The organism is Streptomyces sp. NPDC091287 (genome assembly GCF_044768525.1).
In the GTDB taxonomy this organism is placed as follows: domain Bacteria; phylum Actinomycetota; class Actinomycetes; order Streptomycetales; family Streptomycetaceae; genus Streptomyces.
Window position 1 is genome coordinate 17,540 of sequence record NZ_JBIVUV010000004.1, and the last position, 23,161, is coordinate 40,700.

General features: G+C 72.1%; 20 protein-coding genes and 1 pseudogene. 6 read left to right on the plus strand and 15 right to left on the minus strand.

Annotated features, from left to right (window positions below):
* Positions 1-51 precede the first annotated feature (51 nt).
* Positions 52-1,023 carry a carboxymuconolactone decarboxylase family protein gene (locus ACIQRW_RS06695; protein ID WP_403755402.1) on the plus strand — a complete coding sequence of 324 codons (972 nt, stop codon included), beginning with the start codon at positions 52-54 and terminating at the stop codon, positions 1,021-1,023.
* Positions 1,024-1,111: 88 nt separating this feature from the next.
* Here ACIQRW_RS06695 and ACIQRW_RS06700 read toward each other — a convergent pair whose 3' ends face one another.
* Both ACIQRW_RS06700 and ACIQRW_RS06705 read right to left on the minus strand, forming a co-directional pair.
* Complete coding sequence (locus ACIQRW_RS06700; protein ID WP_403755405.1) at positions 1,112-2,596, minus strand: amidase; 1,485 nt, start codon at positions 2,594-2,596, stop codon at positions 1,112-1,114.
* Between the two features lie 165 nt (positions 2,597-2,761).
* Positions 2,762-3,139: a hypothetical protein gene (locus tag ACIQRW_RS06705; RefSeq protein ID WP_403755407.1), complete on the minus strand. Its 378-nt coding sequence runs from the start codon at positions 3,137-3,139 to the stop codon at positions 2,762-2,764.
* A gap of 211 nt (positions 3,140-3,350) precedes the next feature.
* Here ACIQRW_RS06705 and ACIQRW_RS06710 point away from each other — a divergent pair, with 211 nt between their 5' ends.
* Positions 3,351-4,112 (plus strand): hypothetical protein, encoded by a 762-nt coding sequence (locus tag ACIQRW_RS06710; RefSeq protein ID WP_403755410.1) that lies wholly within the window; start codon positions 3,351-3,353, stop codon positions 4,110-4,112.
* 14 nt (positions 4,113-4,126) lie between these two features.
* Here ACIQRW_RS06710 and ACIQRW_RS06715 read toward each other — a convergent pair whose 3' ends face one another.
* From ACIQRW_RS06715 to ACIQRW_RS06750, 8 genes are all read right to left on the minus strand, one after another.
* Positions 4,127-5,668 carry an NCS1 family nucleobase:cation symporter-1 gene (locus ACIQRW_RS06715; protein ID WP_403755413.1) on the minus strand — a complete coding sequence of 514 codons (1,542 nt, stop codon included), beginning with the start codon at positions 5,666-5,668 and terminating at the stop codon, positions 4,127-4,129.
* A gap of 88 nt (positions 5,669-5,756) precedes the next feature.
* The gene (locus tag ACIQRW_RS06720; RefSeq protein ID WP_403755416.1) at positions 5,757-6,758 is read right to left on the minus strand and encodes a TIGR03842 family LLM class F420-dependent oxidoreductase; all 1,002 of its coding nucleotides are present in this window, start codon (positions 6,756-6,758) and stop codon (positions 5,757-5,759) included.
* An 11-nt stretch (positions 6,759-6,769) separates the two neighbouring features.
* Positions 6,770-8,170 carry a dihydropyrimidinase gene (gene hydA / locus ACIQRW_RS06725; protein ID WP_403755418.1) on the minus strand — a complete coding sequence of 467 codons (1,401 nt, stop codon included), beginning with the start codon at positions 8,168-8,170 and terminating at the stop codon, positions 6,770-6,772.
* A gap of 100 nt (positions 8,171-8,270) precedes the next feature.
* Entirely contained in the window at positions 8,271-9,554 is a 1,284-nt protein-coding gene (locus ACIQRW_RS06730) for an aspartate aminotransferase family protein (RefSeq protein WP_403755421.1), read from the minus strand.
* On the minus strand, positions 9,551-10,393 hold the full coding sequence (locus ACIQRW_RS06735) for a nitrilase-related carbon-nitrogen hydrolase (RefSeq protein WP_403755424.1): 843 nt from the start codon (positions 10,391-10,393) through the stop codon (positions 9,551-9,553). The genes ACIQRW_RS06730 and ACIQRW_RS06735 overlap by 4 nt, the downstream gene beginning before the upstream one ends.
* 251 nt (positions 10,394-10,644) lie before the next feature.
* Positions 10,645-12,447 (minus strand): hypothetical protein, encoded by a 1,803-nt coding sequence (locus ACIQRW_RS06740; RefSeq protein WP_403755427.1) that lies wholly within the window; start codon positions 12,445-12,447, stop codon positions 10,645-10,647.
* A gap of 157 nt (positions 12,448-12,604) precedes the next feature.
* Positions 12,605-12,985: a PPOX class F420-dependent oxidoreductase gene (locus ACIQRW_RS06745; RefSeq protein ID WP_403755430.1), complete on the minus strand. Its 381-nt coding sequence runs from the start codon at positions 12,983-12,985 to the stop codon at positions 12,605-12,607.
* A 54-nt stretch (positions 12,986-13,039) separates the two neighbouring features.
* Positions 13,040-13,309 carry a helix-turn-helix domain-containing protein gene (locus tag ACIQRW_RS06750; RefSeq protein ID WP_018961443.1) on the minus strand — a complete coding sequence of 90 codons (270 nt, stop codon included), beginning with the start codon at positions 13,307-13,309 and terminating at the stop codon, positions 13,040-13,042.
* Between the two features lie 73 nt (positions 13,310-13,382).
* On the opposite strand from ACIQRW_RS06750, the gene map reads away from it, so the two are divergent.
* Positions 13,383-14,150 carry a type I methionyl aminopeptidase gene (map, locus tag ACIQRW_RS06755; RefSeq protein ID WP_403755433.1) on the plus strand — a complete coding sequence of 256 codons (768 nt, stop codon included), beginning with the start codon at positions 13,383-13,385 and terminating at the stop codon, positions 14,148-14,150.
* Positions 14,151-14,171: 21 nt separating this feature from the next.
* On the opposite strand, the gene ACIQRW_RS06760 is transcribed toward map, so the two are convergent.
* The gene (locus tag ACIQRW_RS06760) at positions 14,172-14,909 is read right to left on the minus strand and encodes a glycoside hydrolase family 75 protein (protein ID WP_403755436.1); all 738 of its coding nucleotides are present in this window, start codon (positions 14,907-14,909) and stop codon (positions 14,172-14,174) included.
* Between the two features lie 135 nt (positions 14,910-15,044).
* Positions 15,045-16,862 (minus strand): gamma-glutamyltransferase, encoded by a 1,818-nt coding sequence (gene ggt, locus ACIQRW_RS06765; protein WP_403755438.1) that lies wholly within the window; start codon positions 16,860-16,862, stop codon positions 15,045-15,047.
* Positions 16,863-16,968: 106 nt separating this feature from the next.
* Between ggt and ACIQRW_RS06770 the strand changes: the two genes are divergently transcribed.
* Positions 16,969-17,712, plus strand: a complete 744-nt coding sequence (locus ACIQRW_RS06770; RefSeq protein ID WP_403755441.1) for a hypothetical protein — start codon at positions 16,969-16,971, stop codon at positions 17,710-17,712.
* A gap of 12 nt (positions 17,713-17,724) precedes the next feature.
* Here the strand turns inward: ACIQRW_RS06770 and ACIQRW_RS06775 are convergent.
* A pseudogene (locus ACIQRW_RS06775) lies at positions 17,725-18,586 on the minus strand (lipid II flippase MurJ); the annotation flags it as partial.
* Between the two features lie 46 nt (positions 18,587-18,632).
* On the opposite strand from ACIQRW_RS06775, the gene ACIQRW_RS06780 reads away from it, so the two are divergent.
* Complete coding sequence (locus tag ACIQRW_RS06780) at positions 18,633-19,841, plus strand: Ig-like domain-containing protein (protein WP_403755444.1); 1,209 nt, start codon at positions 18,633-18,635, stop codon at positions 19,839-19,841.
* A 148-nt stretch (positions 19,842-19,989) separates the two neighbouring features.
* Positions 19,990-21,585 (plus strand): CocE/NonD family hydrolase, encoded by a 1,596-nt coding sequence (locus ACIQRW_RS06785; protein WP_403755447.1) that lies wholly within the window; start codon positions 19,990-19,992, stop codon positions 21,583-21,585.
* Between the two features lie 32 nt (positions 21,586-21,617).
* Here ACIQRW_RS06785 and ACIQRW_RS06790 read toward each other — a convergent pair whose 3' ends face one another.
* Positions 21,618-22,505: an amino acid ABC transporter permease gene (locus tag ACIQRW_RS06790; RefSeq protein WP_403755450.1), complete on the minus strand. Its 888-nt coding sequence runs from the start codon at positions 22,503-22,505 to the stop codon at positions 21,618-21,620.
* On the minus strand, positions 22,502-23,146 hold the full coding sequence (locus ACIQRW_RS06795; RefSeq protein WP_007454866.1) for an amino acid ABC transporter permease: 645 nt from the start codon (positions 23,144-23,146) through the stop codon (positions 22,502-22,504). Before ACIQRW_RS06795 ends, ACIQRW_RS06790 begins: the two co-directional genes overlap by 4 nt.
* Between the last annotated feature and the right edge of the window lie 15 nt (positions 23,147-23,161).

Consider the following 23,161-nt stretch of genomic DNA (forward strand, 5'->3'; position numbering starts at 1 on the left):
CCTCCCCCCGTACGATGCCCCGGAGCGCTCGCGACCGCCAGTATCCGGGGCATGACCTCACCTTTCCGCTTCACCTCACCCGAACCCGCCGGCGGGACGACGGGAACGGCCGCCGCCGTCCACGCCCAGGTGACCCGCGATTTCGGCATCGAAGGCGCTCTGCCCTTCGTCGCTCTGTCCGCCGCGCCCGATCTGATGGCGGGAGCCTGGGCCCTGATGCGGGAGTCCCTGCTGTCGGGCCACGCCTCCCGTACGGAGAAGGAGTTGGTGACGTACGGGGTGTCGCTGGCCAACCGCTGCCCGTTCTGCGTGGGCGCGCACACCCTGCTGCTGTACGCGGGTGTCGACCGGGACCTGGCCGGATCGCTGGCCAGGGGTGAGCGCCCGGCCGATCCGGTCCACGCGCGACTGCTGTCCTGGGGGCAGGACATGAGGGGTTCGCAGCCCTTCGCCGCAGCCGACGCACCGGAGTTCGTGGGCTCCGCCCTGGCGTTCCACTTCATCAACCGGATCGTCTCCGCCCTCATCGACGAGGAGGCGGCGTCCGGTGGCGCGGACCCGGCCGAGCTGTTGGACAGCGAGGCGGGGCAGGTTCTGGTCCGCGCGGTGCGCGGCCGGCCGGAGCCGGGGCTGAGCCTTCCGCTGCTGCGGACCGAGGGCCCGCGGCCGCCCTGGGCCGCGGGCACCCCCGTGGGTGCGGCCTTCGGCGCCCTGCGGTCGGCGGCCCACGCGGGCGCCGCTCTGCTGGACGAGCGGGACGCCGCGTTCGTACGGGAATCGGTGGCGGCCTGGGACGGGTTCACGCCGCTGCCGCTGACCGGCGACGGGCTGCCGGACCGGTCGGAGCGGCCGGGGGCCCGGCTGGCGCTGCTCGCGGCGCGGGCCCCGTACCGGATCACGTCCGAGGACGTGAAGGCCTGGCGGGTGCCGCCGCTCACCGATCACTGTCTGGTCCACCTGGTCGCGTTCGGCGCGATGCTGGCCGTGGAACGGGTGGAGGCGGGTCTGACCGCCCGAGGGTGAGCCGTGGCCGTCCGGCCGAAGCCGACCGCCTGGGGGTGAGCCGTCGCCGTCCGGCGGAAGCCGACCGCCTGGGGATGAGCCCTGGCCGTCAGGCCGGCGGCCGGTGCTCGTACCAGCGCAGGTCGTCCTCCAGTTGGGCGGCGAGCGCGATCAGCCGCTCCTCGCTGCGGGAGGGGCCCAGGAGCTGGGCGCCGACCGGGAGGCCGGAGCGCGTGAAGCCGGCCGGGACGTTCACGCCGGGCCAGCCGAGGACGTTCCACGGCCAGGCGTACGGGCAGGCGGCCGCCATCGTGAGGTCGGTGCGCCAGGCGCTGAGGCGGTCGAAGGCGCCGATCCGGGGCGGCGGCGCGGCCGTGGTCGGGGTGAGCAGCACGTCGAAGCCGGAGGCGTCGAAGAGAGCGCCGATCCTGCGGTGCTGACGTACTTCGCGGGCGCGGGCGGCCCGGACCACCCGCCCGCCCAGCCGTGTCCCGGTCCGCAGGGCGCTGCGGGTGCGCGGGTCGAGCAGGGCCGGTTCGGGGTGGCGTGCGGCGAATTCGGCGATGCCCGCGGTGGCGCGGGGCACGAAGGCGAGGCCGATCAGCCCGTACCGGGGGCGGGCCTCCTCGACGTGGTGGCCGAGCCGGGCGAGGGTCTCGGCGAGCGCGGCGACGGCCCGGCGCACCTCCGGGTCCGGTCCGGCGCCGGTGAGCGTGAGCGGGGGACGCCAGGCGAGGGCGATGCGCAGCCGTCCCGGGTCGCGGCGGGCGGCGTCGGCGGCGCGCACGGCGGGCGGGCGGTGGAAGTCCTCGGGGTGCGCTCCGGCGACGGCGTCCAGGAGCAGCGCCGCGTCGGCGACCGTACGGGCGAGGGTGCCGTTCACGGTGAGCCCCTGGAAGGCGTCGCTGTGCGGGTGGACCGAGATGCGCCCGCGCTGCGGTTTGATGCCGACGAGGTGCGTCCACGCGGCGGGGATGCGCACGGATCCGGCGCCGTCCGAGCCGAGGGCGGCGGGGACGAGTCCGGCGGCGACGGCCGCCGCCGATCCGCCGGAGGAGCCGCCCGGGGTGTGCGCGGTGTTCCAGGGGTTGCGGGTGGCGCCGAAGGCGGGACCTTCGGTGAAGGGCCACTGGCCCAGTTCGCAGGAGTTGGTCTTGCCGACGACGACGGCTCCGGCGGCGCGCAGCCGGCGGACCGCCTCGCTGTCGGAGGCGGCCGGGGCGCGCTCTCCGTCGCAGCCGAAGTGGGTGGGCAGGCCCGCCACATCGGTGTCGTCCTTGACGGCGACCGGCACGCCGAGGAGCGGCAGCCGCTCCCCCGCCGCGAGCCGCCGGTCAGCCTCCGCGGCTTCGGCGAGGGCCGCTTCGGTGCGCAGGTGGCGGAAGGCGTTGAGGGTGGGCTGCGTGGCCTCGATGCGGGCCAGGGCGTGGGCCACGAGTGCGGTGGAGCTGGTGGCGGCGTCGGCGAGGCGGCGGGCGCTCTCCGCGAGTCCGGGCCCCGGCCCCGGCGGCGGAACGGGGGCGGTGGGGCGGGGGCCGCGTCCGGGTTCCCGTACGGCCGGGCCGGTCTGCTCGGTGGGCTCCGCTGAGGACATGGGCGTGCCGCCTCCCTCGTGGCGCGGGCCGACCGGTCGTCCCGGCTGCGCCCACACGTACTTACTGGAGGGTAACGAGAGGAGGCGGCACGCTCAACCGGTGCGACGGTTCCGGCCGTTCGGGCTGCGGCGGCCGTGGGACGCTACGGCGCTACGGCCCCGGCGTCACGGGCGGACGTGGATCTCGCCGATTCCGGTGCCGATCTTCCCGCAGTGGGCGGTGGACTGGCCGGACTCGCCGGGCCTCAGGGTGACGTGGTTGCCGTCGACGTCCGGGGCCCAGCCGCAGACCAGATGGACCCAGAAGGTCTGCGTCTGGCTGCCGTTGTTGCGACAGAGCGCGAAGCCCGTGTAGTCGTCGATGGCGTGCTTGCCGGTGTCGCAGGAGAGGCCGGGCGGGATCGCGGCCGGGGCGGCGGTCGCGGTCGACGCGGTGACCGGGACCGCCAGCGCTGCCGCCATGGAGGCTGCGGCGACGGCCCGCCGGGCCGACCGGAACCGGTCGCTCCCCGTGAACGGCCTCTTCCCCGTGAACAGCTTCATGGTTCTCCTTACGTGGTGCGTGACGTGGTGCGTCCTTACGGTGATCCCGGGCGGGATCACCGCAGCTCTGCCCACCCTCCGTAACGAGAAACGCGTTCACCTCTCACGCTCCGTGTGTGCGCCGGGCGGCTCCCCCGCTCGCGGCGTACGCTCGAATGTGCCGGTTCTCATGGAGCGCACCCCCTGACCGGGGCGTTTTCGAGGAGGCGATGTGAGCGCACACCGTTGGGCCGCACGTGCGGCGGCAGGGGCCGCGACCGTTGCCCTCACCCTGACGAGTGGTGTTGTCGCGCAGGCTGACGACGACATCGACTCGCTCGGCGCCGAGGAGATCGCCGACCGCTCGCGCGACGCCCTGCTCGACGTGGACTCCCTGCATCTGAGCGCGCGCGGCAGTATCGACGGGGCCGGGCCGGATGTGAGCCTGGACCTCACGCTGGACCGCGAGGGGAACTGCGCGGGCGGGGTCGACATGGGCGACGACGGTTCGGTGGAGATCGTCAAGCGGGGCGACGACGTCTGGCTGAAGCCGGATGCCGCCTTCTGGAAGAACCAGGTTCCGATCGGCGGCTCCACCTTCGACGCGATCCTCGACGGCCGCTACATGAAGGCCGAGGCCGACGACCCCCGGCTGCTGAGCGTGACCGAGGTCTGCGATCTCGATACCTTCCGCGAGCTGATCACGGACAACGCCGACACCGCCGACCGGGGCACCCTGACGAAGGGCGAGAGGACCGAGGTGAACGGTGCGCCCGTCGTTCCGGTGACCCGCGCCGAGGGCAACGAGCGCCTGACGGCCTACGTGGCCGCCGAGGGCACGCCGTACCCGGTGCGGATCACCGTGCGCAACGCCGACGAGGAAGGGACCGTGGACTTCTCCGGATTCGACCGGCCCGTTCCCACGGCCACTCCCTCGGCGGACGAGACGGTGGATGTCACGGCCCTGCTGGGCCGCAGCGTCAAACCTGTCTGAGATCCCGCCCAGAGCTATGGAGAGGCCCGGCGGGTCAGCGCCACGTAAAGGAGCAGCGAGGAGGCCAGCCCGACCGCCCAGCCGTAGTCGGCCAGCGGTTTCAGGAACGGGATCAGTCCGTCGGCGGGGAAGGGTCCCTTGCCGGGAGCCGAATGCGAGCCGCCCACCGCGAGGACGCCGCCGACCGCGAAGGCGACCACCGCCCGCCAGTTCCAGCCGCTCCGGTACCAGTACCTGCCGCCGGGCCGGTAGAGGTCGGCCAGGTCGAGGACGGTGCGGCGGACGATCCAGTAGTCGGCGATCAGGATGCCCGCGACGGTGCCGAGCAGTCCGCCGACCAGGCCCAGCCAGGTGAAGATGTACAGCTCGGGCGTCTCGGTGAGCTTCCACGGCATGATCACGACCCCGAGCACACCCGTGATCAGCGCCCCGGTCCGGAAGCTGATGAACTTCGGCGCGAGGTTCGCCAGGTCGTACGCCGGTGAGACCACGTTCGCCGCGATGTTCACCGAAATCGTCGCGATCAGCACGGTGACCAGGCCGAAGACCAGCCCGAAGACGTTGTCGGTACGGGCCACGAGCTGGACCGGGTCCCAGATGGCCACCCCGTACACCGCCTGCGATCCGGAGGTGACGAAGACCGAGAGCAGGGCGAAGAACGTCATGGTGGTCGGCAACCCGAGCGACTGCCCCCGGATCTGGGCGCGTTGGCCCGCGCCGAAGCGGGTGAAGTCGGGGATGTTGAGGGAGAGCGTCGACCAGAAGGCGATCATGCCCATCAGTGAGGGGAAGAAGACCGGCCAGAAGTCGGCGCCCCAGCCGAGCGCGGACGGCTGGTCCAGCAGCGGGCCGAAGCCGCCCGCCTTGACCGCGACCCAGACGAGCAGGACGACAGCACCGACCAGGACGAAGGGCGCCGCCCAGTTCTCGAAGCGGCGCAGGGTGTCCATCCCCCGGTAGATGATGGCCAGTTCGAGGACCCAGAAGAGGGCGAAGCAGAGCCAGAGGGTCCACGGCTGCCCGCCGACCTCCGCCGCGCCGGCCCAGCCGCCGAAGAGCTTGCCGAGCAGCGTGAAGATGCCGACGCCGCCGATCCAGGTCTGGATGCCGAACCACGCGCAGGCGACGGCGGCCCGGATCAGGGCGGGCAGATTGGCGCCGCGCAGCCCGAAGGAGGCTCGGGCCAGGACCGGGAAGGGAATGCCGTACTTGGGCCCGGCGTGCCCGGTGAGCAGCATCGGGGCCAGCACGATCACATTGGCGAGCGCGATGGTGAACACGGCCTGTTTCCAGTCCATGCCGAGCGCCACCAGACCGGAGGCGAGCAGCAAGGACGGGATGTTGTGGGCCATTCCGATCCACAGGGCCGCGAAGTTGTACGTCGTCCAGGTGCGGCGCTCGACGGGCACGGGCAGCAGGTCGTCGTTGGCGAAGCGGGGGTCGTCGGGGACGTATCCGTGGGCGAGTTCGACCCGGCCCGAGGCGGCCGGGCCGGGTATCGCGTCGCTCGGGGAGGACGGTGGGGTCGGTGGGGTGGGTGGGACGGTGGCGGTCATGGCGGACGGGCCCTTCGCTCGGGAGCGGTGCCGTGCGGGGCGGTGCGGGTGGTGCGGGGTGCGGACGGCGAGGGGGTAGGTCAGGCGGTCACGCGGTGAGGGCCGGGATGATCTCGGCCCCGTAGGCGTCGATGGTCGCCTCCCGGGCGTCGTGCATGTTGTACAGCGCGAACTGGTCGACGCCCATGTCCCGCAGCGCCTGGAGCTTCTCGATGTGCGCCTCGGCGGGACCGAGCAGACAGAACCGGTCGACGATCTCGTCCGGGACGAAGGCGGTGTCCGGGTTGCCGGTGCGGCCGTGGTGGCTGTAGTCGTAGCCGGAGCGTCCGGCGATGTACGCGGTGAGCGCTTCCGGCACCAGGCCGGAGTGCTCGCCGTAGCGGGCGACCAGGTCCGCCACGTGGTTGCCGACCATCCCGCCGAACCAGCGGCACTGCTCCCGGGCGTGGTCGAGGTCGTCGCCGACGTAGGCGGGGGCGGCGACGCAGATGGTGACGGAGTCCGGGTCCCGTCCGGCGTCGGAGGCCGCGTCCCGTACCGCCTTGATCATCCACTCGGTGAGGAAGGGGTCGGCGAGCTGGAGGATGAAGCCGTCGGCCTTCTGCCCGGCCAGGGCAAGGGCCTTGGGCCCGTACGCCGCCATCCACACCGGCAGCTTCCCGTCCTTCACCCAGGGGATCCGGAGCGGCTGCCCGTCGACCGTCGCCTCCCGGCCCTCCGCGAGGTCCCGGATGACGTCGATGGCCTCGCCGAGCCGGGCCAGGGTGTTGGGCCTGCGGCCCGCGACGCGCATCGCGGAGTCGCCTCGCCCGATGCCGCAAACCGTGCGGTTGCCGTACATGTCGTTGAGGGTGGCGAAGGTGGAGGCGGTGACCTCCCAGGTGCGGGTGCCGGGGTTGGTGACCATCGGGCCCACGGTCAGCTTCTCCGTGTGCTCCAGGATGCGGCTGTAGATGACGAACGGCTCCTGCCAGAGCACCGCCGAGTCGAAGGTCCAGCCGTAGCGGAAGCCGTTGCGCTCGGCGCGGCGCATCAGGCCGACGACGGCGGAGGCGGGCGGGTCCGTCTGGAGGACGAGTCCGAAGTCCATGGCGGGATCTCCTAGTCCAGGTACTGACAGGTGGCGCGGGGGTTGTACATGCCGTGTCCGGCGCGGCCGGTGAACTTCCGTTCTTCGATGACGAGTTCGCCGCGCGAGAGCACGGTCTCGACCTGTCCGGTGATGCGTTTGCCCTCGTACGCCGAGTAGTCGACGTTCATGTGGTGGGTCTCGGCGGAGAGGGTCTGTTCGGCGGCCGGGTCGTAGATGACGATGTCGGCGTCGGCGCCCGGGGCGATGGTGCCCTTCTTCGGGTAGAGGCCGAACATCCGGGCCGGGGAGGCGCAGGCGATCTCGATCCAGCGGCGGCGGGTGATGTGCCCGTCCACGACGGCCTGGTGCAGCAGGTCCATGCGGTGCTCGACGCCCGGCATGCCGTTGGGGATCTTGGAGAAGTCGCCGCGGCCCATCTCCTTCTGCCCCGAGAAGCAGAACGGGCAGTGGTCGGTGGAGACGACCTGGAGCTCGTTGTTCCGCAGGCCCCGCCACAGGGCTTCCTGGTGTTCCTTGGGACGCAGAGGGGTGGAGCAGACGTACTTGGCGCCCTCGAAGTCGGGCTCGGCGAGGTTGTCGGTGGAGAGGAACAGATACTGCGGGCAGGTCTCGCCGAAGACGGGGAGGCCCTTGTGGCGGGCGGCGGCGATCTCGGCGACGGCCTCGTCGGCGGAGACGTGGACGACGTAGAGGGGGGATCCTGCGACCCGGGCGAGCTGGACGGCGCGGTGGGTGGCTTCGGCCTCCAGGGCGACCTTGCGGACGTCCCCGTGGTAGCGGGGGTCGGTGTGGCCGGCGGCGAGGGCCTGCTCGACGAGGACGTCGATGGCGATGCCGTTCTCGGCGTGCATCATGATCAGTCCGCCGTTGCCGGAGGCCCTCTGCATGGCGCGCAGGATCTGGCCGTCGTCGCTGTAGAAGACGCCGGGGTAGGCCATGAACAGCTTGAAGGAGGTGACCCCTTCGGAGACGAGGAGGTCCATCTCCTTGAGCGAGGAGGGGTTCACGTCCGCGAGGATCATGTGGAAGGCGTAGTCGATGGCGCAGTTGCCGTCGGCCTTGGCGTACCAGGCGTCGAGCCCTTCGCGCAGGGAGCGGCCCACGCTCTGGATCGCGAAGTCGACGATGGTGGTGGTGCCGCCCCAGGCGGCGGCCCGGGTGCCGGTCTCGAAGGTGTCGGCGGCGTACGTCCCGCCGAACGGCATCTCCATGTGGGTGTGCCCGTCGACGCCGCCCGGGATGACGTACTTGCCCGTCGCGTCGATCCGCCGGTCGGCGCTCCAGCTCTCGGCGGCGTCGGTTCCGTGGGCGGCGAGGGCGGCGATCCGGCCGCCCTCGACGAGCACGTCGGCGTGGATCTCGTCGGACGCGGTGATGACCAGGCCACCGTGGATGACGGTGCGGCTCATGGCTGTCTCCTTAACTCGGGGCGCCCCCGCCGGCCCTCTGGGCGTACGGCCGGGGGCGCCCCGCGCGGTTCGTATACGTACGGGCCCCGCCGGGCGGGGGTCAGCCCGCCGCGTGCAGGGCGTCCGCGAGGATCGCCGCGCCTTCCTCGGCCTCGGCGACGGTCAGGGTCAGCGGCGGGGCGATCCTGAGGACGCTGGTGCTGTGGCCGCCGCCCTTGCCGATGAGGAGCCCGCCCGCGCGGGCCGCTTCGAGGACGGCCGCCGCGGCCTCCGGGTCGGCCTCGTCGGTGCCGGGCTTCACCAGCTCGATGCCGATCATCAGGCCCCGGCCGCGCACCTCGCGCACGGCGGGCGATGCGGCGGCGATGCCCCGCAGCCGTTCGATGAGGAGCCCGCCGACGCGCCGCGCGTTGCCCTGGAGGTCGTGCTCCAGGACGTACGAGAGGTTGGCGAGCGAGGCGGCCATGGTGATCGGTGAACCGCCGAAGGTGGAGATGGAGTTGGCGTCGAGGCTGTTCATCACCTCGGCGCGGGCCACCACTCCCCCGACCGACATGCCGTTGCCGATGCCCTTGGCGAAGGTGAGGATGTCCGGCGGTCCGTGCTCGGCGTGCGCCTGCCAGCCCCAGAAGTGGTCACCGGTACGGCCCCAGCCGGTCTGCACCTCGTCCGAGATCCACAGCACCCCGTGCCGGTCCAGGACCTCCCGGAACGCGGCGAACAGGCCGTCGGGCGGGGAGGTGAAGCCGCCGACGCCCTGGATGGGTTCGGCGATCAGGGCCGCGGGCCGGCGGGTGTGCCCGAGGAGGTCCTCCAGGTCGGCGACGCACGCCTGGATGAACCGCTCGTCGCTCAGCTCGGCGTACGGGCCGCGGCTGCGGACTCCGCCGTGGACGTACAGGGTCTGGAGCGGGGACAGACTCGTGGGCGACCAGGCCTGGTTGCCGGTGATGGAGACCGTGGAGAACGACCGGCCGTGGTAGCTGTTGCGCATCGCGAGGATCTGGTTGGAGCGGCGGTACGCGGTGGCGAGCAGGAGGGCGGTGTCGTTGGCCTCGGTGCCGGAGGTGGTGAAGAAGACCCGGGCGTCGGGGATTCCGGAGAGGGTGGCGATCCGCTCGGCCATCTCCACCATGGGGCGGTTGAGGTAGAGGGTGGACGAGTGGATGATCCGCCCGGCCTGTTCGGCGACGGCCTTGGTCACCTCGGGCAGGGCGTGGGCGGTCATCGTGGTGAGGATGCCGCCGAAGAAGTCCAGGTAGCGGTTGCCGTCCGCGTCCCAGACGTGGCGGCCCTCCCCGTGGGTGAGTTCGAGGGGGTGACGGTAGTAGAGGGCCAGCCACTCGGGGCTGACGGCGAGGTGGCGCTCGTGCAGTCCGCTCACGGCTCCACCAGCCCGTCGTAGGCGTCGGGCCGTCGGTCCCGGTAGAACGCCCACTGCTGGCGGACTTCCTCGATCAGGTCGAAGTCCAGGTCACGGACGAGGAGTTCCTCCTCCTTGTCGCTGGCCACGTCCCCGACGAACTGACCGCGCGGGTCGACGAAGTAGCTGGTGCCGTAGAAGTCGTTGTCGCCGTACTCCTCCTGGCCGACCCGGTTGATCGCGGCGACGAAGTACTCGTTGGCGACGGCGGAGGCCGGCTGCTCCAGCTGCCAGAGGTGGCTGGAGAGTCCGCGTGAGGTGGCCGACGGGTTGTACACCAACTGGGCTCCGCCGAGTCCCAGTTGCCGCCAGCCCTCGGGGAAGTGCCGGTCGTAGCAGATGTACACGCCGACCTTGCCGACGGCGGTGTCGAAGACCGGCCAGCCGGCGTTGCCGGGCTTGAAGTAGTACTTCTCCCAGAATCCCTTGACCTGCGGGATGTGGTGCTTGCGGTACTTGCCGAGATACGAGCCGTCGGCGTCGATCACGGCCGCGGTGTTGTAGTAGAAGCCGGACTGCTCGATCTCGAAGACCGGGACGACGATCACCATGCCGGTCTCGCGGGCCAGGTCCTGCATGCGCCGGACGGTCGGGCCGTCGGGGACCGGCTCGGCCCAGCGGTAGTGCTCGGGCTCCTGGACCTGGCAGAAGTAGGGGGCGTTGAACACCTCCTGGAAGCCGATGATCTTCGCCCCCTGCCGGGCGGCCTCGCGCGCGTGTTCCTCGTGCTTGGCAAGCATGGATTCGGTGTCGCCGGTCCAGGTCGCCTGGACGAGTGCGGCGCGTACGACGTGGGACATGAGCTGCTCCTTCGACGCGGCGTCAGAGAGCCTGCACGCGTTCTCTACGCACGTAGATCGGTGCATGGATGGAGAACGTAAGCCCCTCCGTCCGGCGGGGCAAGACCATCGCCGTGAACCGGCGGAGTCGATCATGTTTCGCACCCGACCGGTCCACAACGCGCACGGTCCCGATCTACAACGCACACGGTCCCGATCTCCGGTGGTGTTCAAGACGCCCGCGGGCGAGCGTCGACACACGCCTGGGAACCTCAGACGCCCGGCACGCCCGCCACCCGCAGCGCGTGCACCAGATCCCACTCCCGTTCCGCCGACACCTCGCGCGCCGCCGCCAGGAGCAGGGGCAGCAGCCGGGTCCCGCCGGTCCCGGCCAGCTCGGCGGCCTCCTGCGGAGTGCGTACGCGGACGAAGGCGCCGAGCAGGTCCCGTGCCTCCCGCTCCCGGCCGGCGCCGTCCAGGGCGAGCACCGCCTCGGCCACCTCGGCGGCGGACCGGGCGACGCCCTGCCGCAGCAGGAGCCCGCAGTCCGCCTCGCGCCCGGCGGCGGCCAGCGCGCCGGCCGCGGCGGCGAATCCGGCGGGCGGCAGCGAGGACACCTCCCAGAGCAGGGTCGTCCAGTCGGCGGCGAGCCCGGCCCGGTACAGGGCCACCGCGAGCACCGGCAGCCGGGGCGCGGGCCAGGCCGCGACCTCGCAGAGCACCACGTGCGCCTCACCGCTGCGGCCCTCGGCGCGCAGCCGGGTCAGCTGGGCGACGGCCCCGGCGACGGCCTGCCCGGCGACCGGGTCCGGCAGGGCGTCCGGCGCACGGTCCCGCCCGGCCGCGCCCCGGCCCTCGCGCCCCTCCTCCCCCGCGCCACCGCCGAAGCGGGCGCCGCGCGGGGCGGGCGGGCCCGAGCGCGAGGGCGCGGGCGGGCCGGGCAGCGGCGAGGGGGCGTAGCCGGCCTCCTCCTCATCGACCTCCAGGCCGGCGAACCGGGCCCCGCGCGGCTTCCTGCGCCGGGGGGCGGGAGCGGGAGCGGGAGCAGGAGCGGGAGCGTCGGCCCGGGGTCCGTCGCCGTTCCCGGCCCCTCCGGGACGCGGGTGCCCGGCCGCCGTGGTCGGAGCCTCGGCACGCGGCTGGGGGACCCTGACGGACCAGGCAGGCCCGGCGGGCGACTCGGCGGGCGCGACGGGCGGCCCGGCAGTCCCGGCGGGCGGCTTGACGGGCCCGGCGGGCGGCGCGGCATGCCCGGCAGTCCCGGCGGGCGGCTTGACGGGCCCGGCGGGCGGCGCGGCATGCCCGGCGGTCCCGGCGAGCGGCTCAGCGGTTCCGGTAGACCCCAGGAACCCCGCAGGCCTCGGGGACTCCGGGGACCCGGGGGACGCCGCAGGTCCCGGGGGCTCCAGGGACCCCGCAGGTCCCGCAGGTCCCGCAGGTCCCGCAGATCCCGCAGATCCCGCAGGCCCAGCGACCCAGGCGGGCGCCCCGGCATCCACGGCGGGCGGCTCGACGGACCCGGCCGGCCCGGAAGCGGCGACGGCCCCCGCCCCCCGCTCGCCGGAGTCCTCCGCCCGGAACCAGCCCTCGGGGACCGTCACGGCCGCCAGCCGCCCCCGCAGCTCGGCGCAGCGGGCGGTGGCGCGTTCGTGGTCGTCGCGGGCCCAGGCCAGCGCTTCCGGTTCGGCCGGGTCCGGGCCGCCGGGCCCGGCGCCGCGCAGGCGTTCCGCCGCCCGGTGCTGCTCGCGGACCATCAACTCCAGCCGGTGGACGAGCTCCTGACGTCCGCCGGGCCGCCGGTCGTGGGTGGCCGCGGACGCTGAGTAGAGCGCGGCGGCCCGGACCGAGACCTGCTCGGCGAACCGGGCGCCGTGCAGGGCGGCGAGGTCCGCGAGCAGCGACTCCACCACGTCCCAGGGCGGGATCTCCACCCCGTCCAGGCAGGACCGCATGCCGACCGGGTCGCGTCGGGCGAAGACCCCGTACCAGCCGCGTCCGGGATCCAGTCGTGCCACCAGTTCCCGCAGGTACTGCGCGAACGCCCCTACTTCGTACGCCTGCTGATGCACCGTCATCGTCGCCCTCGCCGACCGTCGACTGGAGCCTTCCAGTCCGGAGGCATTCGACCGCAGGCGTGTTACGGGGCTGCTACGCGCAGCTTTCGGGCACGATGCGGCGGGAGCGGACCGCCCGGCCGTGCCCCCCTTCGCGCTCCGGCGACGGCGGCCGGACTCAGAAGGTGATGGCGATCCCGGTGTGCGGACGCTTGCCGAGCCGGGCGACCGTCGCGGGCCAGTCGACGAGCCAGAACTTCCAGGTGTACTTGCGCGCCAGCAGTTTGCGCGCCGCGCGGGTGCCGCCCTCGTCGAGGAGGATCGCCGCGCCCTCCGCGCTGGGGGCCCCTTCGGCGATCCTGCCGCGCACGTCACAGACGGTGACGACGACTTTGCCGTTGTTGCGCAGCCGCTTGACCTTCCACGAGTCGGAGCGGGTCCAGACGTACAGCACATCGCCCTCGGCGGCGGCCCAGACGGGCGTGGCGACGGGTGTGCCGTTCTTCCGGTACGTGGTCAGGCTGACGTACTCGCTGCGCGCGAAGTCCTGGAGAGTCACGGCGCGACCCTACGCGCCCCGAGGGGCGACCCGCCGGTCAGGGCCCGGCCCGGACTACGCGATCAGCGGAACGGCGGCCGGTTCCGGCGCGCAGCGGCCGAGGATCTCGTCCATGGAGAGGCCCAGCGCACCGGCGAGGGCGGCCACGGTGAAGAAGGCGGGCGTGGGTGCGCGGCCGGTCTCGATCTTCCGGAGGGTCTCCGCGGAGATTCCGGCGCTCGCGGCGACGGCGGCCATGCTGCGCTCCCCGCGCGCCGCGCGGAGCAGCGCGCCGAGCCGTTCGCCGCGCAGGCGCTCTTCGGGTGTCAGAGGGGTGCGAACCATGCGCCCATCGTACTACGGAATGCCATTTCTATACCGTCATTACTATACCGGTTCGACCGGTATAGTAATGGGCATGGTGCACATCAAGACGGACACACACATCGCAGCGATGCGCGAGGCCGGCCGGGTCGTCGCGCAGATCCTGACCAAGGCGCGGGAGGTGGCGGCGGTCGGCGTGACCCCCCGCCAACTGGACGAGGCGGCCCGCGAGGTACTGAGCGAGGCCGGGGCCTCCTCGCCCTTCCTGAACTACAAGCCGCACTTCGCGCCCACCCCGTTCCCGGCCGTCATCTGCGTCTCGGTCAACGACGCGGTCGTACACGGCATCCCCTCGGCCGATCCACTGCGCGACGGGGACCTGGTCAGCGTGGACGCGGGAGCCCTCCTGGGCGGCTGGGCCGGTGACTCGGCGATCAGCTTCACCGTGGGCGAGGCCCGCCCCGCCGACACCCGGCTCATCGACACGGCGAACGAGGCCCTGGCCGCCGGGATCGGCGCGGCCGTGGTCGGCAACCGGATCGGGGACATCGCCCACGCGATCGGCACGGTCTGCCGGAAGGCGGGTTACGGCATTCTGGAGGGGTACGGCGGCCACGGGATCGGCCGGACCATGCACGAGGACCCGTCCGTGCCGAACGAGGGACGGCCGGGGCGCGGCATGCCGCTGCGGCACGGCATGGTCCTGGCGATCGAGCCCATGCTGATCGCCGGTGGCGGCGACGAGTTCCGCCACGACGAGGACGGCTGGACGCTACGGACCACCGACGGCAGCCGTGCCTCGCACGCCGAGCACACGGTGGCGATCACGAACGACGGCCCGCGCATCCTGACCGCGCTGTGAGCACCCGTACGGACCGCCCTCCTATGAACGCCCGACGAACTCCCGGGCCAGTTCCGCTCCCCGGCTCCGCGCCCGTGCGCGGCTCTCGATCGGGGAGATACGGGAGTTCTTGAACACGATGTAGGTGACTCCGGACTCGGCGCCTCCGGTCGACGGGTCGGGATCGATGCCCAGGGTCTTCGCCATGGCGTACGACGCCTCCCCGATGATGCCCGTGGGGCCGGTGTCGCCGATCACGCCGTACCGCACCCGGTCCCGGTACACGACCGCCACGACGCTGCCGCCGGTGAGCCCCGACCTCCGGTAGTCCCACACCTTGCTCGGGCCCGGTACGACCACATGGGGGAGCGCGGCCGAGTCCAGGGGTTCGCCGCGGGAGCTCTGGAACGCGGTCTCCGGCAGGAAGTACGGATCGGTCTTCCGGTTGCAGGCCTTCGTCTTCCGGCCGTCGCAGTCGATGTCCATGTCCGCCTTCCAGAAGACGGCGTCCTTCGTGCCGCAGACGGGCACCGTCGCCTTGGGGCTGCCGCTGTCCGTGCGGTAGGCGCCCTTCGAGATCCGGGTGCAGGCGCGGACCTCGGCCAGCAGTTCGGCGGCGGTCGCGGCGGTCGTGTTCCCTTCGACAGCGGTCGTCCCGGCCGCTTCCGGCTCCTGGCCGCCACCGGCCCCGGGGCCGGTGGCGGACGCGGGCAGGGCCGCCGCTCCGAGGAGCGCGGCGCCGCAGGCGGCGGATGTCAGGGCGAGCATGCGGGTGCGCATGGTGCGGAAGGACCCTTTCCGTAGACCGAGGGACCCCCGTACGGGTCCTCTTGCCGGCACGCCAAGGCCGCGGGGCCGGCACCGCGCGCTGTTTCGCGTGATACCGGCCCCGGGCCCCTGCTGCGTCCGGCCGGCTCAGTGACCGCCGCCCGGATGCACCACCATGGCCGAGCCGCCGCCGCGGCGCACCTTTTCCGCCGCCGCCAGCCAGCGGCCGTCGGGCAGTCGCTGCACCCCGGTGGCGGCCCCGATCTCCGGGTTCTGCCTGAAGGCGTGGCCGAGCTTCTCCAACTCCGCGCGGACCGGGCTGTTCCACAGGCCCGGCTCGATCTCCGTCGTCGGAGCGTTGCGCTGGCTGGCGCGCGGCGCGGCGATCGCGTCGACCAGCGGGAGTCCCCGGTCCAGGTGTCCGGTGAGCGACTGGAGCACGGTCGTGATGATCGTGGCCCCGCCCGGCGAGCCGAGGGCGAGCACCGGCTTGCCGTGCTTCAGCACGATGGTCGGGGAGATCGACGAGCGCGGCCGCTTGCCCGGCCCCGGGAGGTTCGGGTCGTGCACCGCCGGATTGGCGGGCGCGAAGGAGAAGTCGGTCAGTTCGTTGTTGAGCAGGAAGCCCCGGCCGGGCACGGTGATGGCGCTGCCCCCGGTGGACTCGATGGTCAGGGTGTAGGCGACGACGTTGCCCCACTTGTCGGCCGTCGTCAGGTGGGTGGTGTTCTCGCCCTCGAACGTGGTGGGCGCGGCCGTGCCGCCGCTGCCGCACCGCACGGGGTCGCGCGGGTCGCCCGGCGCCAGCGGGCTGGTCAGCGCCTTGTCGTCCCGGATCAGGCACTCCCGCGCGTCGGCGAACCGCTGACTCAGCAGTTCCTTCGTGGGGACGTCCTCGAACGCGGGGTCGCCGACCCAGCGTCCCCGGTCGGCGAACGCGATCCGGCTCGCCTCGATCAGGCGGTGGAGGTACTGCACCCGGTCGGCGCGCGAAAGGTCGGTGGACTCCAGGATGTTGAGGGCCTCACCGACGCTGGTGCCGCCGGACGAGGAGGGGGCCATGCCGTAGACGTCCAGGCCCCGGTAGTTCACCTTCGTCGGGTCCTTGCGCAGGCTCCGGTAGGCGGCGAGGTCCTCACGGGTCAGATCGCCGGGCCGCACCACTCGGGTGGCGTCCGGGTCGACGGGAGGCTTGCGCACCGTACGGACGATGTCGTCGGCCAACTCGCCCCGGTACAGCTCCCCGACGCCCTCGCGGCCGAGCTTCTCGTACGTACGGGCCAGGTCGGGGTTCTTGAACACGGAGCCGACGGCGGGGAGTTCGCCGCCCGGCAGGAACAGCTCGGCGGAGGCCGGGAAGTCGGCGAACCGGGCCTGGTTGGAGGCCGTCTGCGAGCGGAAGGTGCCGTCCACGACGAAGCCGTCCCTGGCCAGGCGTTCGGCCGGTTTCAGCAGCGTACGCAGGGACTTGCTGCCCCACGCGTCCAGGGCCCGCTCCCAGGTGGCCGGGGTGCCGGGGGTGCCGACGCCGAGGCCGCTGGTCATCCCCTCCTCGAAGGGGATCGGCTTGCCGTTCTCCAGGAAGAGGGAGGCGTCCGCGCTGCGGGGCGCGGTCTCGCGGCCGTCGATGGTCCGCACGGTGCGCTTCTTCGCGTCGTAGTGGACGAAGTAGCCACCGCCGCCGATGCCCGCCGAGTACGGCTCGGTCACGCCGAGCGCGGCGGCCGTGGCCACGGCCGCGTCCACCGCGTTGCCGCCCTTGCGCAGCACCTCGATCCCGGCGGCCGACGCGTCCGGGTCGACGCTCGCCACCGCTCCCCCGTAACCCACCGCCACCGGGGACTTGGGTGGCGCGGGACGCGGGGCGGCGGACGGCGCCGAGGCCACCGGGGCGGCGGCTCCCACCGACGCGACCACGGCGAGGACGGCCAACAGCGACGTGTTCCGGCCGACGGAACGGCGCATACGTACCTCCAGTCAACGGATCTCCCGCCGCAGGGTAGCCCCGGGGGAGCCGCATCGTCAGGACCGCCTCGAACGGTTACCCGAATGACCGATACCATGCGCGCCCATGACGGACGACGTGCGCAACATCGTGCTGGGCGTGATAGCCGCCGGGATCAGTGCCTCGCTGGGCTGGCTCGCCCGGACCTACCTCTGGCGGCGGGGGCTCCGCCGCAAGCAGGCCTTCTTCGGGCTGCCGGCGAACTCCGAATGCCTGCTCGTCGTCAACCGCTACGCGGGCGCCGAAGGGTCGGTGCACCGTCACGACGCGTTCGCCCTGCTCGAACTCTCCGCCCTCATCAAGGACTGTGCGGCACACGCGCAGATCGTCACGCACGACACGGCCCAGCAGGGGTTCGGGGAGCGCACGGAGTTCTGCGTCGGCGGCCCGACGTCCAACCAGCGGATGGCCGCGCATCTGCGGACCCTGCTCCCCGGAGTGCGGATCAATGTCGAGCAGGACCCGGGCCCGGACCGGGTGGCGTTCCAGATCGGCTCGGAGCGCTACCGGCTGGAGCCGGGGACCTCCGAGTACGTCCTGCTGGCTCGTTTGACGGGCGGTCAGGAGGCCCGTCCCGTCTTCCTGTTCTGCGGTCAGCGGGCCATCACCAACCAGGCGGCGACCCGCTATGTCGCGCGCAACCACGAGAAGCTGCGCCGCAAGCACGGCGCCAAGTCGTTCTGCCTGCTGTTGAGGGTCGTCAACTCCGGCGCGTACGGCCCCGATGTGGTCGAGCTGGTCGGCGATGTGACGCGCGAGGCCCAGGCCCCCGTGCCCAGCACGCCCGCATCCCACCGGGCCGGCGGCTGACCGGGCCCGATGTCAGCGGCGCAGCCGCGCCCGGCCGGTCGCCACCATCCCGGTGATCTCGCCGATCCCGAACGGCCGGGCCAGCAGCACCACCACGAGCAGCAGCGTGAGCGTCCCGGCCCCGGCGGCGGCCATGTCACCCGCGCCCTCCGCCGCACGCGCCGCACCGTACGCCAGCGCGCCGGCGGGCAGGCAGGCGGCGATGAGGCGGGCGTGCGCGCCGAGGGTCGGCGACCGCAGCGGGGAGCCGGCACCGGGGCCCGAGAGCCGCCGGGACAGGACGTAACCGGTGACGGCGAACCCGGCACAGAAGGCCACCGTGCTCGCCCCGGCCATCCCGGTCACCGCCCAGCGCGCCGGCAGCAGGAGGTACGCGACGGCCGAGAGGCCCGCCTGGACGGCGGCGATCACCAGGTTGAGGAGGAACGGGGTGCGCGTGTCGCTCATCGCGTAGAAGCCGCGGGAGAGGACGTACTGCCCGGAGAAGGCGACCAGCCCGGGGGCGAACGCCGCCATCATCCCGGCCATCACCGTGATGCCGGCGTCGGTGGCGCGCCCGTACCCGAAGACGGAGCCGATCACCCAGGGCGCGAGCACCAGCAGCACGGTGGCGGCGGGCACGACGACGGCGGCGCTGGTGCGCAGGGCGTACGCGACGTCGCGGCGCACCCCGGCGAGGTCGCCGTCGGCCGCGGCCCGGCTCATCCGGGGCATCAGCGCGGTGACCAGCGAGACCGTGATGATCCCCTGGGAAGACCCAGAGTTGATAGGCGTGCTTGGTGAGAACCAGCAGCACCAGCCAGCCGGCCGCGCGGCGTACTCCGAGCCGAGGAGTGAGGTTTCTCCAGGGAAAGGAAGGAACCCGACATGGGGGAAATGACTCTCCCCCGGTGAGCACCCCTGTCCTGGAGGTTTTTACGTTGAGTCCCGCACGTCCGCCCATCCGTCGTTCCGCCCCGGCCGGCCGGAGGGCCCGGCTCGCCCTGACCGGGCCCGCGGCCCTGCTCGCCGCCGTGCTCACCGCGTGCTCGGGCAGCCCCTCGGGCTCCGCCGAGGTGGGCGGGGACGACAAGACGCCCGACACCAGCGTCTCGGTGAACCTCAAGGGCAGGGCGGCGGCCCCGGGCGGGCCGGTGAAGGTGACGCTGGCTCACGGAAGGCTGAAGGCGGTGTCGGTGACGGCGGGCAAGGACGGCGTGCTGGACGGGAGGATATCCGCCGACGGCCGGACCTGGACATCCGATCGGGTCGCCGCGCCCGGCACCGCGTACACGGTCGAGGCGAAGGACGCGGACGGCGGCAGCGACCGGGCCACATTCGCCACCGCCGAGGCCGAGAAGGTCAACAAGCTTGCCCTCGCACCGGGGAAGAACACGACCGTGGGCATCGCCCAGCCGCTCTCCGTCGTCTTCGACCACCCCGTGAAGGACAAGGCGGCCATCGAGAAGGCCCTGGAGGTCTCCACGTCCAACGACACCGAGGGCTCCTGGGGCTGGCTCCAGGACTACTCGGGCAAGGACCGCGTCGACTGGCGGCCCAAGGAGTACTGGAAGCCCGGCACGAAGGTCACCCTGGACGCACAGCTGAACGGGGTCGACACGGGTGCGGACGGCGGCTGGTTCGTCCGCGACTACACGACGACGTTCACGGTCGGCGCGGCCCAGGTGGTCAAGGTCGACCTCGACCGGTCCCGGCTCGCCCTGCACCGGGACGGGGAGCAGGTCCTGGACATCCCGATGTCGGCGGGCACCCCGGGTGGCGAGAAGGCCTCCTGGCGGGGCACCGCGGTCCTGATGTCGAAGGAGGGCACGATCAACATGCGCTCCGAGACGGTGGGCCTCGGCGACGCCTACGACAAGATGGTCGACCATTCGATGCGGCTGACCTGGTCCGGGATGTACGCGCACGCGGCCCCGTGGAACGCGGGCTATTTCGGTCAGGCCAACCGGAGTTCGGGCTGCGTCGGGATGAGCGACGCGGACGCCGCGGCGCTGTACGGGCAGGTGCGGGTGGGCGACCCGTTCGAGATGACCGGCGCGCAGGCCAAGGGCACGGTCGCCGAGGGCAACGGGTACGGCGCGTGGAACCTCTCGTGGGAGGACTGGGCGGCGAAGAGTGCCCTGAGGTGACCCGGTAGCGCCCGTTCCGACCCCGGACCACTACTGACGCCACGTCCAACAATCGTTACCTTCACGCAACGCACCGGTAGTTACCAGCGGTAAACAACCAGGGTTACCGTCGGGTCACTTTGCACTGACACGCGTGAGGAGTGACCCCGTGGCACGTCCGAAACCGGCATTGCGCACCACCGCTTCGATCACCACCGCCGTCGTCCTGCTCGCCGGGGCCGCGCTCGCCGCCGCCCCGGCCGCGACGGCGGCCCCCGGCACCGTGCCCGCGGTCACGACCGCCCAGGGCCTGACGTTCCACGACATCCCCGGGTCCGGGGGCATCACCCTGAAGGGCAACGTCTTCACGCCCGCCGGGGCGGCGGCCGGGACGAAGCATCCACTGATCGTCTTCCCGACGAGCTGGGCCATGCCGCAGATCGAGTATCTGGCCCAGGCCCAGAAGCTCGCCGACTCCGGTTACGTCGTGGTGAGTTACACCTCGCGCGGCTTCTGGCTCTCGGGCGGGAGGATCGAGGTGGCGGGCCCGCCGGACATCGCGGACGCCTCCGCCGTCATCGACTGGGCGCTGAAACACACCTCCGCCGACCCGGACCGCATCGGCATGGGCGGAGTCTCCTACGGCGCGGGCATCAGCCTGCTGGCGGCCGGGCACGACCCGCGCGTCAAGGCGGTCGCCGCGCTCAGCGGCTGGGCCGATCTGATCGACTCGATCTACAGCGGCCGCACCCAGCACTTCCAGGCCGCCGCCCTGCTCGGCGGCGCGGGCCTGGTCACCGGCCGCCCCAGCGACGAACTGACGCGGACGCTCAAGGACTTCCTCGGCTCCAACCTGGACAAGGAGCCGGAGATGATCGCCTGGGGGAAGAAGCGCTCCCCCGCGACCTATCTGGACCGGATCAACGCCAACGGCGCGGCGATCATGATGGGCAACGCCTGGGGCGACACCATCTTCCCGCCCAACCAGTACGCCTCGTTCTACGACAAGCTCACCGGCCCCAAGCGGCTGGAGTTCCGCCCCGGCGACCACGCCACCGCCGAGGCCACCGGCCTGCTCGGGCTGCCGAACGACACCTGGACAAGCACCCGCCGCTGGTTCGACCGCTATCTCAAGGGCGAGCGCAACGGCATCGACACCGAGCTGCCGGTCCAGCTCAAGTCCCGTACGGACAAGGGGTACGAGGGCTACCCGGACTGGAAGTCCGTCGGCGCGCTGAAGAACCGGATCCCGCTGGACGGCACCAAGAAGGTGTGGGCAGGCGTCGACTCCGGCGCCAACGGCGGCACAGCGATCCTGTCCAACGCGCTGGACCAGTTCCTGAAGCTGCCACCGACGGTCTCCGTGCCCCTGCTGCCGCGTACCTTCGCGAGCGTGTGGCAGTCGGAGCGGTACGCCACTGAGCAGCGGATCCGGGGCACCTCCGCGCTGCACACCACGGTCACCGCTACGAAGCCGAGCGGCACCCTCGTCGCGTATCTCTACGACGTGGGGCCGCTCGGCATCGGCAGACTGGTCAGCAACGCTCCGTACACCTTTCACGGGCAGACGCCGGGCCGGCCGTTCCCCGTCGACCTGGAGCTGTACTCCACGGCCTACGACGTCCCGGCCGGTCACCGGCTCGCCCTGGTGATCGACACCGTCGATCCGTTGTACATCGAGCACAACCCGACCGGCGCGCAGCTGACCTTCTCCTCGCCCTCCACGGACCCGAGTCATCTCTCGGTCCCGCTGCGCGAGAAGTGATCACCGACTGCTGCCGGGCGGGCAGGGCCCGGCTACTGTCCTCCCGGCAGCAGCGTCCCCGGTTCGGCCGGGGCCACCCCCACCGCCTCCGTCTTCGGATTGCGCCGCTGACGACGGGCCACCCAGGTGGCGAACCACGAGAGCAGCATGCACATCCCGATGTAGATCGGAGAGATCACCATCACGACGGGGATGAAGGGAAGATCGTAGTCGAGGTTCGACGCGATCAGCTTTCCGGCGTGGAGGAATTCCTCGTAGGTGATCAGATAGCCCAGTGAGGTGTCCTTGAGCGCGACCACCAGCTGACTGATGATGGTCGGCAGCATCGCGCGCACGGCCTGGGGAGCCAGGACGAACGTGGTGACCTGTGTCTTGCGCATACCGAGCGCGTACGCCGCCTCGCGCTGGCCCCGGTCCACGGAGTTGATCCCGGTCCGGAACACCTCCGCGAGGACGGAGCCGTTGTAGAGCGTCAGCCCGGCGACCAGGGCGGGCAGCGGCTGGACCTTCAGCGCCACGAAGATGAAGAAGATCATCACCAGCACCGGCATGGCCCGGAAGAACTCGACGAGCAGCGTGGAGATCCAGCGCAGCACCCGGTGTTCGGAGAGCCGGCCGACCGCGAGGACCGCGCCGAGGACGAGCGAGAGGACCGCGGCGTACGCGAACGCCTTGAGGGTGTTGCCGAGGCCGCGCAGCAGCAGTTCCTGGATGCCCTTGTACTCGAAGGGCGTCCACTTCTCGGCGGTGAACTGGTCGGTGTCGAAGAGCAGATAGACGATCCAGCCGAACAGCGCCAGGATCACCAGCGTCGAGGCGATCCCGTACATCAGGTGCCGTTTACGGGTCACCGGCCCCGGGATGTCGTAGAGCGCGGTGGCCGCCGGCAGTGTGGGCCTGCGGGTGAGGGTCTTGGTCATCGTGCCACTCCCCAGCGCTTCTCCATCACGTTGAACACCGCGCTGATGGTCAGGGTGATGATCAGGTAGCCGACGGCGATCCAGATGAAGGACCAGATGATGCTGTAGCCCAGCTCGTTGAGCGTCTTGTAGGTGCCGAGGAGTTCGGTGACGCTGAACGCCCCGGCGATCGCGGAGTTCTTCGCCAGCGCGATGAGTGTCGATCCGACCGGCGGGATCACCGACCGGAACGCCTGCGGCAGCACAACGGTGCTCAGGGTCTGGCCGAAGTTCATGCCGAGGCTACGGGCGGCCTCGCCCTGGCCCTTGGGCACGGTGTTGATGCCGGAGCGGAGCACCTCGCAGATGAAGGCCGAGGTGTAGCAGCCGAGCGCCAGCACCGCGAAGACCTGGAACGGCAGGACGAGCCCGAAGCGGGGCAGGCCGAGCAGGACCGCGAAGAACAGCAGGGTCAGCGGGGTGTTGCGGAGCACGGTGACCCAGACCGTGCCCAGCACCCGGAAGGAGCCGACGGGCGCGACCCGGAAGGACGCCATCAGGAAGCCGAGGACGAGCGCCAGCGCGGAGGCGTAGACGGTCAGCTCGACGGTGCCGAGGAAGCCCTTGCCGTAGAGGGAGAAGTTCTCTGTCAGTACATCCATGGGTGGGGCCGTCCC

Excerpts from the sequence above, each read along its gene's own strand:
- ACIQRW_RS06770 (WP_403755441.1), top strand. The coding sequence starts at position 16,969 with ATGACGGACGACGTGCGCAACATCGTGCTGGGCGTGATAGCCGCCGGG.
- ACIQRW_RS06695 (WP_403755402.1), top strand. The coding sequence starts at position 52 with ATGACCTCACCTTTCCGCTTCACCTCACCCGAACCCGCCGGCGGGACG.
- ggt (WP_403755438.1), bottom strand. The coding sequence starts at position 16,862 with ATGCGCCGTTCCGTCGGCCGGAACACGTCGCTGTTGGCCGTCCTCGCC.
- map (WP_403755433.1), top strand. The coding sequence starts at position 13,383 with ATGGTGCACATCAAGACGGACACACACATCGCAGCGATGCGCGAGGCC.
- hydA (WP_403755418.1), bottom strand. The coding sequence starts at position 8,170 with ATGAGCCGCACCGTCATCCACGGTGGCCTGGTCATCACCGCGTCCGAC.
- ACIQRW_RS06735 (WP_403755424.1), bottom strand. The coding sequence starts at position 10,393 with ATGTCCCACGTCGTACGCGCCGCACTCGTCCAGGCGACCTGGACCGGC.
- ACIQRW_RS06760 (WP_403755436.1), bottom strand. The coding sequence starts at position 14,909 with ATGCGCACCCGCATGCTCGCCCTGACATCCGCCGCCTGCGGCGCCGCG.
- ACIQRW_RS06720 (WP_403755416.1), bottom strand. The coding sequence starts at position 6,758 with ATGGACTTCGGACTCGTCCTCCAGACGGACCCGCCCGCCTCCGCCGTC.
- ACIQRW_RS06795 (WP_007454866.1), bottom strand. The coding sequence starts at position 23,146 with ATGGATGTACTGACAGAGAACTTCTCCCTCTACGGCAAGGGCTTCCTC.
- ACIQRW_RS06750 (WP_018961443.1), bottom strand. The coding sequence starts at position 13,309 with ATGGTTCGCACCCCTCTGACACCCGAAGAGCGCCTGCGCGGCGAACGG.
- ACIQRW_RS06790 (WP_403755450.1), bottom strand. The coding sequence starts at position 22,505 with ATGACCAAGACCCTCACCCGCAGGCCCACACTGCCGGCGGCCACCGCG.
- ACIQRW_RS06715 (WP_403755413.1), bottom strand. The coding sequence starts at position 5,668 with ATGACCGCCACCGTCCCACCCACCCCACCGACCCCACCGTCCTCCCCG.
- ACIQRW_RS06740 (WP_403755427.1), bottom strand. The coding sequence starts at position 12,447 with ATGACGGTGCATCAGCAGGCGTACGAAGTAGGGGCGTTCGCGCAGTAC.
- ACIQRW_RS06700 (WP_403755405.1), bottom strand. The coding sequence starts at position 2,596 with ATGTCCTCAGCGGAGCCCACCGAGCAGACCGGCCCGGCCGTACGGGAA.
- ACIQRW_RS06705 (WP_403755407.1), bottom strand. The coding sequence starts at position 3,139 with ATGAAGCTGTTCACGGGGAAGAGGCCGTTCACGGGGAGCGACCGGTTC.